The organism is Mesorhizobium sp. M0001, from assembly GCF_040324255.1.
GTDB lineage: Bacteria > Pseudomonadota > Alphaproteobacteria > Rhizobiales > Rhizobiaceae > Mesorhizobium.
This window is the reverse complement of the sequence record NZ_JAMYVS010000006.1, coordinates 85,374-100,540: the sequence shown is the minus strand read 5'-3', so window position 1 is coordinate 100,540 and position 15,167 is coordinate 85,374. Positions and strand designations below refer to the sequence as shown.

At 62.9% G+C, this 15,167-nt stretch carries 16 protein-coding genes; 9 read left to right on the top strand and 7 right to left on the bottom strand.

Annotated features, from left to right (window positions below; all coding sequences use genetic code 11):
• Positions 1 to 112: 112 nt before the first annotated feature.
• A complete protein-coding gene (gene phhA, locus NKK50_RS18480) occupies positions 113 to 949 on the bottom strand; it encodes a phenylalanine 4-monooxygenase (protein WP_023744896.1) in 837 nt (278 codons plus the stop codon).
• Between the two features lie 139 nt (positions 950 to 1,088).
• Between phhA and NKK50_RS18475 the strand changes: the two genes are divergently transcribed.
• The 3 genes from NKK50_RS18475 to NKK50_RS18465 all read left to right on the top strand — a co-directional run bounded on the left by NKK50_RS18475 (position 1,089) and on the right by NKK50_RS18465 (position 3,735).
• Positions 1,089 to 1,565: an Lrp/AsnC family transcriptional regulator gene (locus NKK50_RS18475; protein ID WP_023687465.1), complete on the top strand. Its 477-nt coding sequence runs from the start codon at positions 1,089 to 1,091 to the stop codon at positions 1,563 to 1,565.
• A 111-nt stretch (positions 1,566 to 1,676) separates the two neighbouring features.
• Positions 1,677 to 3,224 carry a magnesium-protoporphyrin IX monomethyl ester anaerobic oxidative cyclase gene (gene bchE, locus NKK50_RS18470; protein ID WP_023687464.1) on the top strand — a complete coding sequence of 516 codons (1,548 nt, stop codon included), beginning with the start codon at positions 1,677 to 1,679 and terminating at the stop codon, positions 3,222 to 3,224.
• Between the two features lie 112 nt (positions 3,225 to 3,336).
• Positions 3,337 to 3,735 carry a RidA family protein gene (locus NKK50_RS18465; RefSeq protein WP_023687463.1) on the top strand — a complete coding sequence of 133 codons (399 nt, stop codon included), beginning with the start codon at positions 3,337 to 3,339 and terminating at the stop codon, positions 3,733 to 3,735.
• Positions 3,736 to 3,777: 42 nt separating this feature from the next.
• Here NKK50_RS18465 and argB read toward each other — a convergent pair whose 3' ends face one another.
• Together argB and NKK50_RS18455 are read right to left on the bottom strand one after the other, a co-directional pair.
• Positions 3,778 to 4,671, bottom strand: a complete 894-nt coding sequence (gene argB / locus NKK50_RS18460; protein WP_013528489.1) for an acetylglutamate kinase — start codon at positions 4,669 to 4,671, stop codon at positions 3,778 to 3,780.
• Between the two features lie 100 nt (positions 4,672 to 4,771).
• Positions 4,772 to 4,978 carry an amidase family protein gene (locus NKK50_RS18455; protein ID WP_023687462.1) on the bottom strand — a complete coding sequence of 69 codons (207 nt, stop codon included), beginning with the start codon at positions 4,976 to 4,978 and terminating at the stop codon, positions 4,772 to 4,774.
• A gap of 410 nt (positions 4,979 to 5,388) precedes the next feature.
• On the opposite strand from NKK50_RS18455, the gene NKK50_RS18450 reads away from it, so the two are divergent.
• The 5 genes from NKK50_RS18450 to NKK50_RS18430 all read left to right on the top strand — a co-directional run bounded on the left by NKK50_RS18450 (position 5,389) and on the right by NKK50_RS18430 (position 9,836).
• Positions 5,389 to 5,928 (top strand): sigma-70 family RNA polymerase sigma factor, encoded by a 540-nt coding sequence (locus tag NKK50_RS18450; protein WP_023673234.1) that lies wholly within the window; start codon positions 5,389 to 5,391, stop codon positions 5,926 to 5,928.
• Positions 5,925 to 6,647 carry an anti-sigma factor gene (locus tag NKK50_RS18445; RefSeq protein WP_023687460.1) on the top strand — a complete coding sequence of 241 codons (723 nt, stop codon included), beginning with the start codon at positions 5,925 to 5,927 and terminating at the stop codon, positions 6,645 to 6,647. Before NKK50_RS18450 ends, NKK50_RS18445 begins: the two co-directional genes overlap by 4 nt.
• Positions 6,648 to 6,871: 224 nt before the next feature.
• Positions 6,872 to 7,429 carry a fasciclin domain-containing protein gene (locus NKK50_RS18440; RefSeq protein ID WP_023687459.1) on the top strand — a complete coding sequence of 186 codons (558 nt, stop codon included), beginning with the start codon at positions 6,872 to 6,874 and terminating at the stop codon, positions 7,427 to 7,429.
• Between the two features lie 210 nt (positions 7,430 to 7,639).
• Positions 7,640 to 8,134 carry a peptide-methionine (R)-S-oxide reductase MsrB gene (gene msrB, locus NKK50_RS18435; RefSeq protein ID WP_023687458.1) on the top strand — a complete coding sequence of 165 codons (495 nt, stop codon included), beginning with the start codon at positions 7,640 to 7,642 and terminating at the stop codon, positions 8,132 to 8,134.
• 154 nt (positions 8,135 to 8,288) lie between these two features.
• Positions 8,289 to 9,836 (top strand): FAD-dependent monooxygenase, encoded by a 1,548-nt coding sequence (locus tag NKK50_RS18430; RefSeq protein WP_352543740.1) that lies wholly within the window; start codon positions 8,289 to 8,291, stop codon positions 9,834 to 9,836.
• A 117-nt stretch (positions 9,837 to 9,953) separates the two neighbouring features.
• Here NKK50_RS18430 and NKK50_RS18425 read toward each other — a convergent pair whose 3' ends face one another.
• Together NKK50_RS18425 and NKK50_RS18420 are read right to left on the bottom strand one after the other, a co-directional pair.
• Positions 9,954 to 11,555, bottom strand: a complete 1,602-nt coding sequence (locus NKK50_RS18425) for a DHA2 family efflux MFS transporter permease subunit (protein WP_023755369.1) — start codon at positions 11,553 to 11,555, stop codon at positions 9,954 to 9,956.
• Between the two features lie 21 nt (positions 11,556 to 11,576).
• The gene (locus NKK50_RS18420) at positions 11,577 to 12,758 is read right to left on the bottom strand and encodes an HlyD family secretion protein (protein ID WP_023732747.1); all 1,182 of its coding nucleotides are present in this window, start codon (positions 12,756 to 12,758) and stop codon (positions 11,577 to 11,579) included.
• A 146-nt stretch (positions 12,759 to 12,904) separates the two neighbouring features.
• Here NKK50_RS18420 and NKK50_RS18415 point away from each other — a divergent pair, with 146 nt between their 5' ends.
• Complete coding sequence (locus tag NKK50_RS18415) at positions 12,905 to 13,648, top strand: TetR/AcrR family transcriptional regulator (RefSeq protein ID WP_023748263.1); 744 nt, start codon at positions 12,905 to 12,907, stop codon at positions 13,646 to 13,648.
• A gap of 66 nt (positions 13,649 to 13,714) precedes the next feature.
• Here NKK50_RS18415 and yihA read toward each other — a convergent pair whose 3' ends face one another.
• Together yihA and NKK50_RS18405 are read right to left on the bottom strand one after the other, a co-directional pair.
• Positions 13,715 to 14,374: a ribosome biogenesis GTP-binding protein YihA/YsxC gene (gene yihA, locus NKK50_RS18410; protein ID WP_023703785.1), complete on the bottom strand. Its 660-nt coding sequence runs from the start codon at positions 14,372 to 14,374 to the stop codon at positions 13,715 to 13,717.
• Positions 14,371 to 15,009: a CatB-related O-acetyltransferase gene (locus NKK50_RS18405; RefSeq protein ID WP_023701989.1), complete on the bottom strand. Its 639-nt coding sequence runs from the start codon at positions 15,007 to 15,009 to the stop codon at positions 14,371 to 14,373. Before NKK50_RS18405 ends, yihA begins: the two co-directional genes overlap by 4 nt.
• Positions 15,010 to 15,167: the final 158 nt, after the last annotated feature.

Sequence of the window (15,167 nt, the reverse complement as noted above, 5' to 3'; positions counted from 1 at the left end):
ACCCATGCCTTGGTGTCGAAACCCTCGGAAATCAGCGCCAACGAGATCTCCCTCCCCCTTGTGGGGAGGATTAAGGGTGGGGATAGGTGCCGCGCAAACCCTTCAGGATTTGCTAAACCGTCGCTGGATCCAGGGCCGGCTGCCCCTTGCGGCGGGCAACGATCGCCTTGAAATCGGCGGTCCGGAACGCATCGCGCAGCACGTCGAAGGACGGCAGCACGAAATAAGCGCGCTGGAACTTGTCGATCTCGTAACCGGTGCGCATTACCGTTTCGAGGTCGAAGGGCACGTGGTGCGCGTCCGGGCTCGCGACGGCGAACTGCAATTCGGTGAACGACGACATCAGCCCGGCGCCGAAAGCTTTCAGCTTCTGGCCCTCCTCCTGTATCAGCCCGTATTCGGCGGTGTACCAGTAGAGCCGGGTGATCATCTCGTCACCGCCCAGCGCAATCACGCTCTCGGCCTTTTCGCCATACATCTGCATGAAGTCGGCAAACACCGGCTGTGTCAGGATGGGCACATGGCCGAAGAAGTCGTGGAACATGTCGGGTTCGACGATGTAGTCGAGCTCGTCCTTGGTGCGCAGCCAGTTGGTCACCGGAAAGCGCCGGTTGGCGAGATGGTCGAAGAAGGGCGCGGCCGGGATGAGGCCAGGCACGGCGACGATTTCCCAGCCGGTCAGCTTGCGCAGCCTGTCTGAGACCGCGCCGAAATCCGGGATCTTGTCGAGCAGGCCGAGTGCGGCGACGCCATCGAGATAGGAATGGTGCGCCAGCTTCTGCGTCAGCTTGGTCTGCCGGTCGCACAGCGTGCGCCACACCGCCTGTTCGTCGGCGCTGTAATCATAGCCCTGCGCCACGGTGAAATCGGAACGGCACACTGAATAGTCGCCACGCAGGCCTTGCGCCGCGCAATCACGGGCATATTCGGCAACGCTCATCGTCGTCATGGTTCTTCTCCCCTGATCGTGACACTTGAATCTGTCCGCAGAGTCTAGCGGCGGCCGGCGAGGCAATTCAGCTTTGATGATGGCTTGGGTCCATGATTTGAGGTAAAAATCACCAAGCAGAAGCTGAAAGAGAGTGAAAATGCCTCAGTTCGACGATTTCGAGATCAAGATGCTGGATGTGCTTCAGCGCGATGGACGCAAGCCCGTGTCCGAACTGGCGCAGGAGATCGGCCTGTCGACGACGCCTTGCGCCCGCCGCTTCGAGGCGCTGCAGGAGGCCGGCATCATCAAGGGCTTTGCCGCCGTGCTCAACCGCCGCGCCGTCGGCCTGATGGTCGAGGTGTTCATCCAGGTGCGGCTCACCAGCCACAGCGACGGTTCGCCCGAAACCTTCATCGCCGCCGTGCAACGCATGGACGAAGTGTCGTCATGCTGGACGATGACCGGCGACCACGATTTCCTGCTGCACGTCATGGTGCCGTCGGTCGACGAACTCAACGCCTTCGTCATGCACCGCCTGATGCGCCTTGCCGGCGTGCGCGACGTTCACACCCAGCTGGTGCTGCAGAACATCAAGGGCCCGGGCCACGTGCCGCTCGCCCACCTCAGGCGGTAGGACACGCACCGCCATTTCTGCGGAAAAGCTGCACGCAAACTGCTGAACGGAGCCCAAATGCGAAACTGAAACGCCGGCCACGCCATGCGGACCGTCGCTCAAAGGTCCGTCATGAACATCGTGCTGATCAATCCGCCGCACACCGCCATCGGCAGCCGCGTGCCCGATGACCATCTGCCACCGCTCGGCCTGCTGGCACTGGGCGGCCCGCTTATCGACGCCGGCCATAAAGTCCGGCTGGTCGATGCCGAATTCGGGCCGATGCCGTTGGAAACTCTGGTGCGCGATGCGCTCAGCGGCCAGCCCGATTGCATCCTGATCGGCCACTCCGGCTCGACCTCGGCGCATCCCACCGCGCTCGCGATCGCCCGCATGGTCAAGGCGCTCGAGCCGGCGACGCTGGTGATCTATGGCGGCGTGTTCCCGACCTATCACTGGCGCGACATATTGGCGGCGAGCGATGTCTTCGACTTCATCGTGCGCGGCGAGGGCGAGGCAACCATCCTTGCCCTGGTCGTGGCACTGGACAATCGCCGGCCGCTGGGCGATGTCGCGGGTATCGCCTATCGCGACGATCTCGGCCGCCCCTTCGCGACGCGGCCGGCCGGGACCACTGCCAATCTGGACGAGTACCGCGTCGGCTGGGAGCTGATCGATCACCGCCGCTACAGCTATTGGGGCGGCAAGCGCGCCGTGGTCATGCAGTTTTCGCGGGGCTGTCCGCATCTGTGCAACTATTGCGGCCAGCGCGGTTTCTGGACCCGCTGGCGGCACCGCGACCCCAAAAAATTTGCGCAGGAGATTGCCTGGCTGCACCGCCAGCACGGCGTCGAACTGATCAACCTCGCCGACGAAAACCCGACCGTATCGAAGAAGGTTTGGCGCGCCTTTCTCGATGCGCTGATCGCCGAGAACGTGCCGGTGCTGATCGTCGGCTCGACCCGGGCCGACGACATCGTGCGCGATGCCGACATCCTGCACCTCCATCGCAAGGCCGGCGTCATCCGCTGGCTGCTCGGCATGGAAAACACCGACCAGCAGACGCTTCAACTGATCCGCAAGGGCGGCAGCACCTCATCCGACCGCGAGGCGATCCGGCTGCTCCGCCAGCATGGCATACTGTCCATGGCGACCTGGGTGGCGGGGTTCGAGGATGAGACCTTTCGCGATCTGTGGCGCGGCTTTCGCCAGCTGCTTGCCTACGACCCCGACCAGATCCAGGCGCTCTATGTCACGCCGCACCGCTGGACGCCGTTCTTCCGCATCGCCAAGGACCGCAAGGTGATCCAGACGGATGCCCGGCTGTGGGACTACAAGCACCAGGTGCTGCAGATGACCCGGCGGAAACCGTGGATGCTGTTCTTCTCGGTCAAGCTGATCGAGGTCGCGGTGCAGTCGCGGCCGAAGGCGCTGGCGCGCATTCTCTTCCACCCCGATCCCGAACAGCGCCATTCGATGCGCTGGTACACGCAAATGGGCCGCCGCGTGTGGTTCCGCGAGGTCTGGGGTTTCCTGGCCCGCGACCGCCGCCTCAAGGATGGTCCGACGCTGGCTGAGTTCTGGGGCGCGCCGCAGGATGCCGATGAGGAATCCATGGTCGTCATGCGCCCGCCGCTCAAGCCGGCCGAAGCGGCTGTCGCGATCTCGGCCGGCACCTGACCGGCTCGCTGCCATTCATAGATACGTACCGTATGCGTATTGACATACGCGGCGTATGTACCCACCTCATGCATACGGGACGTATGTGAGTGCCCCGGACAATGGAGTGAAAATGACCAAACGTGACGCGATCTTTCCTGCCGGCAGGCAGGCTCTCTACGAGATCAATCGCTATTCTGCTGCAATCCGATCGGGCGATCTTTTGTTTGTCTCGGGCCAGGTCGGCAGCCGCGAGGACGGGTCGCCCGAACCTGTCTTCGAAAAGCAGGTCCAGCTTGCCTTCGACAATCTCGCGGCAGTGCTGAAAGCAGCGGGCGCCACGTTCGACGATATAGTCGACGTGACCACCTTCCACACCGATCCGGCAACGCAATGGCCCGTGATCGATGCCGTTCGGCTGAAGGTGTTCGGTGAACCGCCCTACACCAATTGGACGGCGGTCGGCGTCAACTGGTTAGCCGGCTTCGACTTCGAGATAAAGGTCATCGCGCGCCTGCCCCAGCCTGCCTAAGGGCTGGCCAGCCGACCAACTGGCCGCCAAGCCAGTTGCCGATCAGGGCACGATTAGCGTGCCGGCGCCGTGTTCGGTGAACAGTTCCAGAAGCACCGCATGCGGCGTCTTGCCGTTGAGGATGACGACGCCTTCGACGCCGCGCTCGATCGCCTCGATGCAGGTCTCGACTTTGGGGATCATGCCGCCCGACACCGTGCCGTCCTTGATCAGCGCCTTGGCTTCGGCCACCGTCAGCTCGTCGATCAGCTTCTTGTTCTTGTCGAGCACGCCGGGCACGTCGGTCAGGAACAAAAGGCGCGTCGCCTGGCAGGCGCCGGCGATGGCGCCGGCGAAGGTGTCGGCATTGATGTTGTAGGTATGGCCATCGCGGCCGGGCGCCACCGGCGCCAGCACCGGGATCATTTCGGAGCGCGCCAGCAGGTCGAGCAGGGTGCGGTCGACTTCGACCGGTTCGCCGACGAAACCGAGATCGAGCACACGCTCGATGTTGGAATCCGGGTCGATCATGGTCTTGCGAGCCTTTTCGGCGAACACCATGTTGCCGTCCTTGCCGCACAGGCCGATCGCCCATTCGCCCTCGGCGTTGATCAGCGCGACGATCTCCTTGTTGATCGAACCGGCCAGCACCATCTCGACGATTTCGACCGTCTTCTGATCCGTGACGCGCAGTCCGCCTTCGAACTTGGATTCGATGCCCATCTTGGCCAGCATGGCGCCGATCTGCGGCCCGCCGCCATGGACGACGATCGGGTTGACGCCGGACTGCTTCAGCAGCGCGATGTCACGGGCGAAAGCCTTGCCGAGCTCGATATCGCCCATGGCATGACCGCCATATTTCACCACCACCGTCTTGTGCTCGTAGCGCTGCATATAGGGCAGGGCCCGCGAGAGCAGGGCGGCCTGCATTTCGGCGGTGGCGGTGATCTCCGTCATCGGCATGGTTCCCTGGATGCGGGTAAGGACGGCGGCGTCTTAGCGGGAATTGGCCCAGGCCGCAAACAGCTTTGCTATCACGATGATGAAATCTGCCGGATCAGGCCGGCACCTTGAGCGGCGCCCGCCGCGTCAGCCAGCCGGAAATCTTCTCCATCTGCGCGGCGAGCGACAAAACCGTCTGCTCGTCGCCGGGGCGGCCGACGCCCTGGATGTCGAGCGGCAGGCCGGCATCGGTGACATGGGCCGGCAGCGCGATCGACGGCTGGCCGCTGACATTCTGGATCGCCGGCCAGTGGTGAACCACTGGCTCTTGTCCATCAATTGCCCAAACAGGGATCTGATCTCCAAGAGACGGGTCAAATGCAATTTGTCGAGCAGGTTTTCGATGAGCTCGTCGGCCCCCTTCGGGTCCATGGCGCCTCAGGCAAGCGGCGGATGCGCAATGATCGGGTTGCCTCGGCGCGCGCGATCGCAGCATCGACAAGGTCTGGCGGCGAGATCTCGCCTCTGTGCACAGCCTGCCAAGTCGGTTGCATCGTTCTCCCACAGCATCTGTTCGGCCGACATTGCTGTTCCCCTTTCTGCGGGAGGCTAACGACAGCCGATTTCCTTGGCACCGACCGGCGATTACTGGCGATCGGGCGCGGACATCGTTTGCGTGGACAACAAGATTTCTGCCTTTGCAAATAAATTGTGATCGCTTAGCTTGTCCGTATGACGCCGCAGGATATCTCCACCCTGATTGTCCGGACCTCGATGAAGGATCGGACTGCGTTCGATCTGCTTTACCGGCAAACCAGTGCGAAACTTTTCGGCGTGTGCCTTCGTGTATTGAAGGATCGCGGAGATGCGGAAGAAGCGCTGCAAGAGGTCTTCGTCAAAGTGTGGACGAAGGCGGATCGTTTCGCTGTTTCTGATCTCAGCCCAATCTCCTGGCTGGTGGCCATAGCACGCAATCATGCGATTGATCGCATCCGCTCGCGACGCAAGCCTGCTGCCGATATCGATGCCGCGCTCGACGTGGCTGACCCCGGTCCCGGGCCAGAGGCTATGGTTGTTGCGGGCGGTGAATCCGAGCGCATCTATCAGTGCCTTGAAGAGTTGGAACAAGACCGGGCGCAAGCCGTTCGGGGTGCGTATTTGAACGGCGAAAGTTACGCCGAGCTCGCGGAACGTCATAAGGTTCCGCTCAACACGATGCGGACATGGCTGCGCCGCAGCCTGTTGAAACTTAGAGAATGTCTGGAAAGATGACCCTGGCAGAAGAAAATGGACCGGAACGTGGAGGCGACGACCTGCTCGCAGCCGAATACGTTCTCGGCGTGCTGCCGGCGGATGAGCGCCAGATAGCCTCCGGACGCATCGACGCGGAGACCGGCTTTGCCCGTCTCGTCGATTCCTGGGAAGTGAACCTCTCGCCGATCGCTGCCGCTTATGCTGAGGTAGAGCCGCCGGCCACGGTCAAGCCGGCTATCGATCGCCGGCTGTTCTCCTCCACCGCGGCGTCGATGACGGCGCCGAGCGGCAGTCTCTGGTCCAGCCTTGCCTTCTGGCGCGGCCTCACCGCAGCGGCTCTCGCGGCCCTGGTACTCTATGTCGCCGTGCCCTACGTCAGGTCGCCGGTCGTCGTGCCACAGGAGCGCCTCGTCGCCTCGCTGGCCGCCGAAGGCAGCGATGTCAAATACCTCGTCGTCTACGACGCATCCCGCCGCGATGTCGGCCTGTCGCTGGTTTCGGGCGAACGCGCCCCCGGCAAGGACTTCGAACTGTGGATGATCGAAGGCAAGAATGCGCCGGTCTCGATGGGTGTCATTCCCGCCGGCCAGGTCACGCACATTCCGGTTACCCCGGCAGTGCAGCAGAAGCTGGCGCAAGGCGCCGTGCTTGCCGTCAGCGTCGAGCCGACGGGCGGTTCGACGACCGGACAGCCGACCGGACCGGTCGTTGCCGCGGGCGACCTGAAGGGCATCTGATAAATCGTAAGATCATGACGTGACAATGAAGGCAGCGGAAGTACATCTTCCGCTGTTTTCGTTTTGGATACGCTGCTGGAGATTAGAGATTCGATCTCCGGAGATAATTCGCCGACAAGATAAAGGATAAATTTTTCCCGGCGCGCGGAAACTCAGGCAGTTCTATTACGTATCTCCTCATGTTCCCGAAAGAGGAAACAACAACCCTGAGGAGTTCGAACACTATGCGTAGAATCGCCACCCTTTTGCTCGCCGGTACCATTGCCGTCTCCGCCCTCGCCACAATCGCCTATGCCGAGAATCCGATGGTTGGCGGCGCCGCCATGTACGCCAACAAGAACATCGTTGAGAACGCCGTCAATTCGAAGGATCACACGACACTGGTCGCCGCCGTCAAGGCTGCCGGCCTGGTCGAGACACTGCAGGGCGCCGGCCCGTTCACCGTGTTCGCGCCGACCAATGAGGCCTTCGCCGCGCTTCCGGCTGGCACGGTCGAGTCGCTGCTCAAGCCCGAGAACAAGGACAAGCTCACCAAGATCCTGACCTGCCATGTCATCGGCGCCAAGGCGATGGGCGCCGATGTCGCCTCGATGGCCAAGGCCGATGGCGGCACCCACAAGGTCAAGACGGTCGGCGGCTGCGAGCTGTCGCTCAAGGCCGATGGCGGCAAGGTCACCGTAGCCGACGAGAACGGCAATGTCGCCAATGTCACGATCGCCGATGTCGAGCAGTCGAACGGCGTCATCCACGTCATCGACAAGGTCCTGCTGCCGAAGATGTAACAAAGCCCCTGCCGCCGACGAACAGGCGGTAAGCTCCTGCAGATTGCGCGGCCCCGCCCCCGTGGGCCGAGCAACGACCGAGCGCTCCATCCCGTCCGCAACAAGCGCGGAGCCGGTGTGGAGCGTTCGTTTGCAGGACAACCGTCACCGGCTTTTGATTTTCCAGTGGCGGCCAAAATTGGCAAAACAACCCGCAGGAGGATTTCTGTCATGAACCGTCGAGATTTGCTTTTGAGCGGCGCCGCCATCGTTGCCGTGGCCGGCGCGGCGGCAACGTTGCGCATGGGCGGGCCCGCTAAGGCTGCCGAAACCTTCGAGGTCACCAAGACCGACGCCGAATGGCACGCCATCCTGTCCGACGAAGCCTTCAACGTGCTGCGCAAGGAAGGCACCGAGTATCCCGGCACCAGCCCGCTGCTGAACGAGCATCGCAAGGGCATTTTCGCCTGCGCCGGTTGCGACCTGCCGGTCTACCCCTCAGACACCAAGTTCGAGTCCGGCACCGGCTGGCCGAGCTTCTGGCAGGAGATTGCCAACGCCGTCGGCAAGACCGAGGACCGTTCGCTGGGCATGACCCGCACCGAGGTTCATTGCCGCCGCTGCGGCGGTCATCTCGGCCATGTCTTCGATGACGGTCCCGCACCCACCGGCCTGCGCCATTGCATCAACGGCGTGGCGCTCAGCTTCAAGCCGGCCACTGCCTGACCGTTCGGCGTCTTTTGGCGGGATTGGGGATTTGGCGCCGGCGTGACGACCGCCTCCTATCTCTTGAAATGGGGCGAAAACAGTCAACTTCAAGAATTGGCAGACGGCTTTTTATGCGTAGATTCCGCAGCCCTTAACGAGAGGGCCAGAACCTATGCAACTAACTGAAGCACGGGCTCGCGACGGCGAGCCCAAATCGACCTCCAAATCGACCGACGGTGTTGATGCGGACCGGCCGCGAATATCCCATTCCGTGGTGATCGCCGGCGGCGGCCCGACCGGGTTGATGCTGGCCGGCGAGCTTTCCCTGGCCGGCATCGATGTCGCCATCGTCGAGCGGCGCGAGAACCAGGACCTCGCGGGCGCGCGCTCGGGCGGCCTGCATTCGCGCACCATCGAGATCTTCGACCAGCGCGGCATTGCCGATCGGTTCCTGTCGCAAGGCCAGACCGCACAGGTCGCAGGCTTCGCCGGCGTTTCGCTTGATATCAGCGACTTCCCCACCCGCCACAATTACGGGCTGGCGCTGTGGCAAAAGCACATAGAGCGCATCCTTGCCTGCTGGGTCGAGGAGCTTGGCGTCACGTTCTACCGTGGCCGCGAGGTGACAGGCTTGGTGCAGGATGGCGGCGGCGTCGATGTCGCGCTGAGCGATGGCGGGTCGCTTCGTGCCGATTATCTCGTCGGCTGCGACGGCGGCAGAAGCCTCGTGCGCAAGGCGGCGGGCATCGAGTTCCCCGGTTCCGAGCCGACAACCAGCAATTTGATCGCCGAGATCGAGGTAACGGAAGAGCCGCAATGGGGTATCCACCGCGATGCCATCGGAATTCACGGCCTCAGCAGACTGGAAGACGGTACGGTGCGGGTGCTGGTGACCGAACGCGAGGTCGGGGCCGGCGGCGTGCCCACATTGCATGAGCTCAGCGAGGCGCTCATTGCCGTCTACGGCACCGATTACGGCGTCCACAATCCAACATCGCTGGCCCGCTTCACCGACATGACCCGGCAGGCAGCCTCATACCGCAAGGGGCGGGTGCTGCTCGCCGGCGACGCCGCGCATGTGCATCCACCGGACGGTGGACAGGGGCTGCAGACCGGCGTGCAGGACGCGGTCAATCTGGGCTGGAAGCTCGCCCAAGTGGTCAGGAAAACTGCGCCCGAAAGCCTGCTCGACAGCTACCAGGCAGAGCGCCACCCGATTGCCGCGCGTGTGATGAAAAACACCATGGCGTCGGTCGTGCTCCGTCGCGAAGACGAGCGCACCAAGGCGCTGCGCGATACAGTGTCGGAACTTCTCGGCATGGAAGAGCCGCGCAAGCGTTTTGCCGGCATGTTGTCCGGCCTGGACATCCACTACGATATTGGCGAGGGGCATCCGCTGCTGGGGCGTCGCATGCCGGATCTCGACCTCGTCACCGCTGCCGGTCCGCTGCCGGTTTTCGCCCTGCTGCACGACGCTCGGCCGCTGCTGCTTAATCTTGGTGAGCCCGGCGCTTTTGGTATCGGCCAGTGGGTGGAGCGGATTCAGCTGGTCGACGCCAGCTACGATGGCGCGTGGGAGCTTCCGGTGCTGGGGGCAGTCGAAGCCCCACGCTCTGTGCTGGTCCGGCCTGACGGTTATGTGGCCTGGGTCGGCGGCCCTGAAGCAGCCGGGCTAACCGACTCGCTGACCAAATGGTTTGGGCCGCCTGCCGCAGCATAGCGCGCCGGGTGTTCGACCAAGGAGCTTGATAACGATCGATGCTTAAGCGTGACCCCGGAAATCGGGGGTGATTTCCGGCGTCACACATGAGGGCGCCAGGCGGGGGGTCCGGCGCGCTCAATGGCCTCCGCCACCGCTGCCCGCGGGCGGCGCCGGCTTGGCGATGACCAGGGTGAAGACCGCCATGGTCGCGAACAGCACGGTCAGCATGGTGAACACATCCATGAACGACAGCAGCGACGCCTGCTGCTGGACCATGCCCGACAGTTTGGAGATCGCGGCCTTGGTGGCGTCGAGACCAGGCGTCTGCTGGAAGTCGAGCGTCATGTTCTGCAGCTTGGTCTGCGCCGCCGCACTGCCCCATTCCACATGCTCGGCCAGCCTGGCGTAGTGGAAGGCGCTGCGATCGATCAGCACGGTGTTGATGACGGCAAGGCCGACCGCACCGCCGAGGTTGCGGGTCAGGTTGAACAGGCCCGACGCGTTCTTCAGCCGGTCCGGCGGCAAGGTGCCGAGCGCAATGTTGTTGATCGGCACCATGCACAGCATCATCGAGCTGCCGCGCAGGATCTGCGGGATCAGCAATTCCCAGAAATCCCAGTCGGCGGTCAGATGCGTCATCCACCATGTGCCGGCAGCGAAACCGAACAGCCCGATCATCATCATGATGCGCAAATCCATCTTGCTCGACAGGATGCCGGAAATCGGCGCAGTGACGAACATCGCCAGGCCGCTGACGAACAGGGCTTCGCCGATCATCAAGGAATCGTAGCCGCGGATGCGCCCGAGGAACACCGGGTAGAGATAGGTCAGACCGTACAGGCCGATGCCGATGACGAAAGAGAACAACGAACCGAAGGCGAAATTGACGTTGGTGAAGGCCCTGAGATCGACGATCGGCTCCTCGGCGGTGAAGGCACGCCAGAAGAACAGCGCCGCACCGACAACCATGATGATGGCGCAGATGAACACGGCCTGTTCCTGCAGCCAGTCATGGTTCGGACCTTCCTCGAGCACATATTCCATGCAGCCGAGAAACGCCGCCATGCCGGCAAGGCCCCACCAGTCGAACTTGCTGAACAGGCCGAGATTGGGCTTGTCGAAATCGATCAGGGTCCAAGTCGTGACCGTCACCAGAATGCCTGGAATGACATTGATGAGGAACAGCCAGTGCCACGACATGGCATGGCTGATATAGCCGCCGACGGTCGGGCCGATGGTCGGCGCCAGCGTCGCCACCAGGCCGATCATCGGCGACACCATGGCGCGGCGCGACGGCGGGAAAATGGTGAAGGCGGCGGCGAAAACGCTCGGGATCATGCCGCCGCCGATAAAGCCCTGGATGGCTCGGTAGACGATCATCTGGTCGATGTTGGTGGCGGTCGCGGCCAGCGCGCTGGCCGCCGTGAAGCCGGCCGCAGCGCCTGCAAACAGCACGCGCGTCGACAGCATCCGGCTGAGGAAGCCCGACAGCGGGATCATCACCACTTCGGCGATCAGATAGGCGGTCTGCACCCATGGGATTTCGTCGGAACTGGCGCTGAGGCCGGCCTGGATCTCGGCCAGCGAGGCTGAGACGATCTGGATGTCGAGGATCGCCATGAACATGCCGAACACCATCGCCAGGAAGGCGATGAGGCGGCGCGTCGAGATGGTCGTCGGTACCGCCGGCATGGCAGGCGCCGGCGCCGCTCCTGCAGTTATGGTTGCGGTTGCCATGGCGTTGCTCCCGGCTTTCGCTCAGTTCGCCGTAGCCGGAGCCGTGCGGCTGTCGACGGCGACGACGACGCTCAGGCCGGCGCGCAGCCTGCCTGCCTTCAGCACATCGGCCGGCACGTCGATGCGAACCGGGATGCGCTGCACCACCTTGGTGAAGTTGCCGGTGGCATTTTCCGGCGGCAGCAGCGAGAACACCGCACCCGAAGCCGGCGCCAGAGACGACACCGTGCCTTCGAAATCATGGCCGTCCGTGGCGTCGACCGAGACCCGCACCTTCTCACCGGGCACCAGCTTGGCCAGCTGCGTCTCCTTGAAGTTGGCAACGATGTAGAGCTTGTCCAGCGGCACCACGACGGCGAGCTTCTGGCCGGGGCTGACGAGGTCGCCCTGCTCGACCGAGCGGTTGCCGACCACGCCGTCATAAGGCGCCTTGAGCACGGTGAAGGAAAGATCGCGCGCGGCCTTGTCGCGGTTCAGCCGCAGCGAAGCCAGCGTGCTGGCCGATTCGGCGCGCTGCGCTTCGAACACGCCGATATTGGCCTGTGCGGCTGCAATCTGCGCGTCGGCGCCGACAAGGGCCGCATTGGCCTGGTCGAGAGCGGTCTGGGCATCGTCCAGTTGCGCCTGCGTGCCGACATGCGTCTTGACCAGTTGCGCGGCGCGCTGCTGGGCGCGAGCGGCGTTGTCGGCTGCCGCCTGGTCGGCGACCTTCTGCGCCTGCGCCTGTTGCAGCGAAGCTTGCGCCGCCTTGGTCTGCGCGTCGATACGGTCGAGCGTCTTGGCCAGCGTGGCGATCTGCGCCTCCGCCTGGGCAACGGCTATTCTGTAGTCGCCGTCGTCGATCGTCAGCAGCGGATCGCCGGCCTTGACCTGCTGGTTCTCCGAGACCTTGACTTGATCGACATAGCCGGAAATCTTCGGCGAGACGAACGACATGTCGGCCTGGACATAGGCATCGTCGGTCGAGATCAGGAACCGGCCGTCGGTCCAGTAATTATAGCCATACCAGGCGCCGGCGCTGAGCAGAGCGAGGCCGATGATCGGCAGCATGAACGAGCGAGCCGACCGCTTCTTCTTGGCCGGCACCTCGGCCAAAACTTCGGCGGCAGGCTTGATGGGCGCTTCCGGCGCTTCGATAACCGGCGAGACCTTGGCGTTGGGAAAGGGGCGGACTTCGGCGGTGGTTGGCGTGTTCGAGGACATGATATCTCGCTACCGTAGCTACATAAGGAAAATGTGTTACACTGAACCGTTCGGTTCGATGCGAACGTTGACATAGCGCTAAAGCAGGCCCATATCAAGAGCAATCGAACCGCTCGGTTCGAATTATTTCGCGAGGTGTGACTTTAATGGCCGACACGTTACCCGACGTCGAAAATGATCCCTGCGATGTGCTGGATAGTGCGCGTCGCGGCCGCCCGGCGGCGGGCCAGGATCCGGTCAAGCGCAGCCAGATCATTGAGGGCGCGCGGCGCGTGTTCATCGACAAGGGCTTCGAAGCGGCGTCGATGAACGACATTACCCGCGAGGCCGGCGTCTCCAAGGGCACGATCTATGTCTACTTCGCCAACAAGGAAGAGCTGTTCGAGGCGCTGATCGAGGAAGAGCGCGGCACCATCTTCAAGAACATGTACGACATGCTCGACCGCGCCGACGATCTGCGCCAGACGCTGGTGAAATTCGGCAAGGTGCTGTCGATGAAGATCACCTCGGCCAAGGTCATCCAGGCGCAACGCACCGTGATCGGCGCCTCCGACAGGATACCGGACATGGGCGCGCGGTTTTACGAACGTGGCCCCAAACGCGGCCACGACAAGGTGGTCAAGTTCCTCAATGCAGCCATCGAACGCGGCCTGCTCAAGATCGATGATGTCGATCTTGCCGCTTATCAATTCACCGAACTGTGCCTCGCCGGCCTGTTTCGCCAGTGCATCTTCGCCTACCGCACCAAGGCGCCGAGCCAGGATGAAATCGACCACATCGTGCGGTCGGGCGTCAGCCTGTTCCTGAAGTCCTACGGCACCGAAAAGCTTGCCGAGGAAGAAAGCCACCAGATGATCGCCGTGGAGGCGAAGCCAAAGGCAAAGGCCTAGTTAGCCAAAGGTCTTTTTTCGCAACTCCGGACGGAAAACCGCTTCACACTTTTCCCGGAGTTGCTTTTAACCGCCATTGGCCGCCAGCACGATCGCCGCGCGCAGTTCGTCCAGACCCTCGCCCTTTTCCGACGACGTGGCGAGCACGAACGGAAACGCCGCCGGTCGCTTCTTGATCTTCAGTAATGTCTCTTCGATCAGCCGCGGCACGCCGGCGGCCTTGATCTTGTCGGTCTTGGTCAGCACGATCTGGTAGGACACCGCCGCCTTGTCGAGCAGTGACAGCACCTCGTCGTCCTTGGCTTTGATGCCATGCCGGGAATCGATCAGCACATAGACTCGCTTCAGCGTCACGCGGCCCTTGAGATAATCGAAGACCAGCTTGGTCCAATCGTCGACTTTTTCCTTCGGCGCGCTGGCATAGCCGTAGCCCGGCATGTCGACCAGCGCCATTGGCGGCAAGTCGGCGCCTTCGCCGGAAAACCCGCCCGGCACGAAATAGTTGAGCTCCTGCGTGCGCCCCGGCGTGTTGGAGGTGCGCGCCAGCCCGTTATGGCCGACGAGCGCATTGATCAGCGACGACTTGCCGACATTGGAGCGGCCGGCAAAGGCGATCTCAGGCGGCCCCTCCGGCGGCAGGAACTTCATCGCCGGCACGCCGCGGATGAAGATCCACCCCTTGGTGAACAGGTCGGTGCCGATGACGGTGTTGCCCAGCGCGTTCAAATCGCTGCCTCCAGTCTGGAAATATCGGCGCCCCGGATGGCGTTGAGGTTGCGGCCGATCTTGTCCACGGGCCAATTCCACCACGCCACAGCCAGCAACCGCCGCACCGTCCTGTCGTCGAAACGCATCTTCACCACCTTTGCCGCATTGCCGGCGACGATCGCATAGGCCGGCACGTCATGCGTCACCACCGATTTCGCCGCCACGATGGCGCCATTGCCGACCGACACGCCGGGCATGATCACCGCATCCATGCCGATCCATACATCATTACCGACCACCGTGTCGCCGCGCAGTTCCTGCGACCACGTCTTCGGGTCGAAGCCTTGCTCCCAGCCATGGCCGAAAATGTTGAACGGATAGGTGGAAAAGCCGGACATGGCATGGTTGGCGCCGTTCATGATGAAGCGCGCGCCCTCCGCGATGGCGCAGAACTTGCCGATGATCAGCTTGTCGCCGATGAAGGGATAATGATGCAGCACGCATCGCTCGGCGAATTTGTCCGGTCCGTCAGGATCGTCATAGTAGGTGAACTCGCCGATCTCGATATTCGGCGCGGTGACCAGGGGCTTGAGGAAGCCGACGCGGGTGTGCATCGGGATGGGGTGTTTGATGTCTGGGTTGGGTCCGTCCATGGCGAGATCCGTCGAGAGTGGCGCAAATTAAAGCCGCCATTCTAGATGGCGTGATCCGCCCTATAGCACCAATCGCCCGATGAGCGAGCCCTGCTGGGCTTCGATGTTCAGTTCGTGCCGTGGCAGATCACGATCAGGTCGACCGCCGCCGTCGGCTA

Bases quoted from the DNA above. Each gene is read 5' to 3' on its own strand.
- NKK50_RS18415 (WP_023748263.1), top strand. From the start codon at position 12,905: ATGGCCGACACGTTACCCGACGTCGAAAATGATCCCTGCGATGTGCTG.
- NKK50_RS18440 (WP_023687459.1), top strand. From the start codon at position 6,872: ATGCGTAGAATCGCCACCCTTTTGCTCGCCGGTACCATTGCCGTCTCC.
- phhA (WP_023744896.1), bottom strand. From the start codon at position 949: ATGACGACGATGAGCGTTGCCGAATATGCCCGTGATTGCGCGGCGCAA.
- argB (WP_013528489.1), bottom strand. From the start codon at position 4,671: ATGACGGAGATCACCGCCACCGCCGAAATGCAGGCCGCCCTGCTCTCG.
- NKK50_RS18465 (WP_023687463.1), top strand. From the start codon at position 3,337: ATGACCAAACGTGACGCGATCTTTCCTGCCGGCAGGCAGGCTCTCTAC.
- NKK50_RS18425 (WP_023755369.1), bottom strand. From the start codon at position 11,555: ATGGCAACCGCAACCATAACTGCAGGAGCGGCGCCGGCGCCTGCCATG.
- NKK50_RS18450 (WP_023673234.1), top strand. From the start codon at position 5,389: ATGACGCCGCAGGATATCTCCACCCTGATTGTCCGGACCTCGATGAAG.
- msrB (WP_023687458.1), top strand. From the start codon at position 7,640: ATGAACCGTCGAGATTTGCTTTTGAGCGGCGCCGCCATCGTTGCCGTG.
- bchE (WP_023687464.1), top strand. From the start codon at position 1,677: ATGAACATCGTGCTGATCAATCCGCCGCACACCGCCATCGGCAGCCGC.
- NKK50_RS18430 (WP_352543740.1), top strand. From the start codon at position 8,289: ATGCAACTAACTGAAGCACGGGCTCGCGACGGCGAGCCCAAATCGACC.
- NKK50_RS18445 (WP_023687460.1), top strand. From the start codon at position 5,925: ATGACCCTGGCAGAAGAAAATGGACCGGAACGTGGAGGCGACGACCTG.
- NKK50_RS18420 (WP_023732747.1), bottom strand. From the start codon at position 12,758: ATGTCCTCGAACACGCCAACCACCGCCGAAGTCCGCCCCTTTCCCAAC.
- NKK50_RS18405 (WP_023701989.1), bottom strand. From the start codon at position 15,009: ATGGACGGACCCAACCCAGACATCAAACACCCCATCCCGATGCACACC.
- NKK50_RS18475 (WP_023687465.1), top strand. From the start codon at position 1,089: ATGCCTCAGTTCGACGATTTCGAGATCAAGATGCTGGATGTGCTTCAG.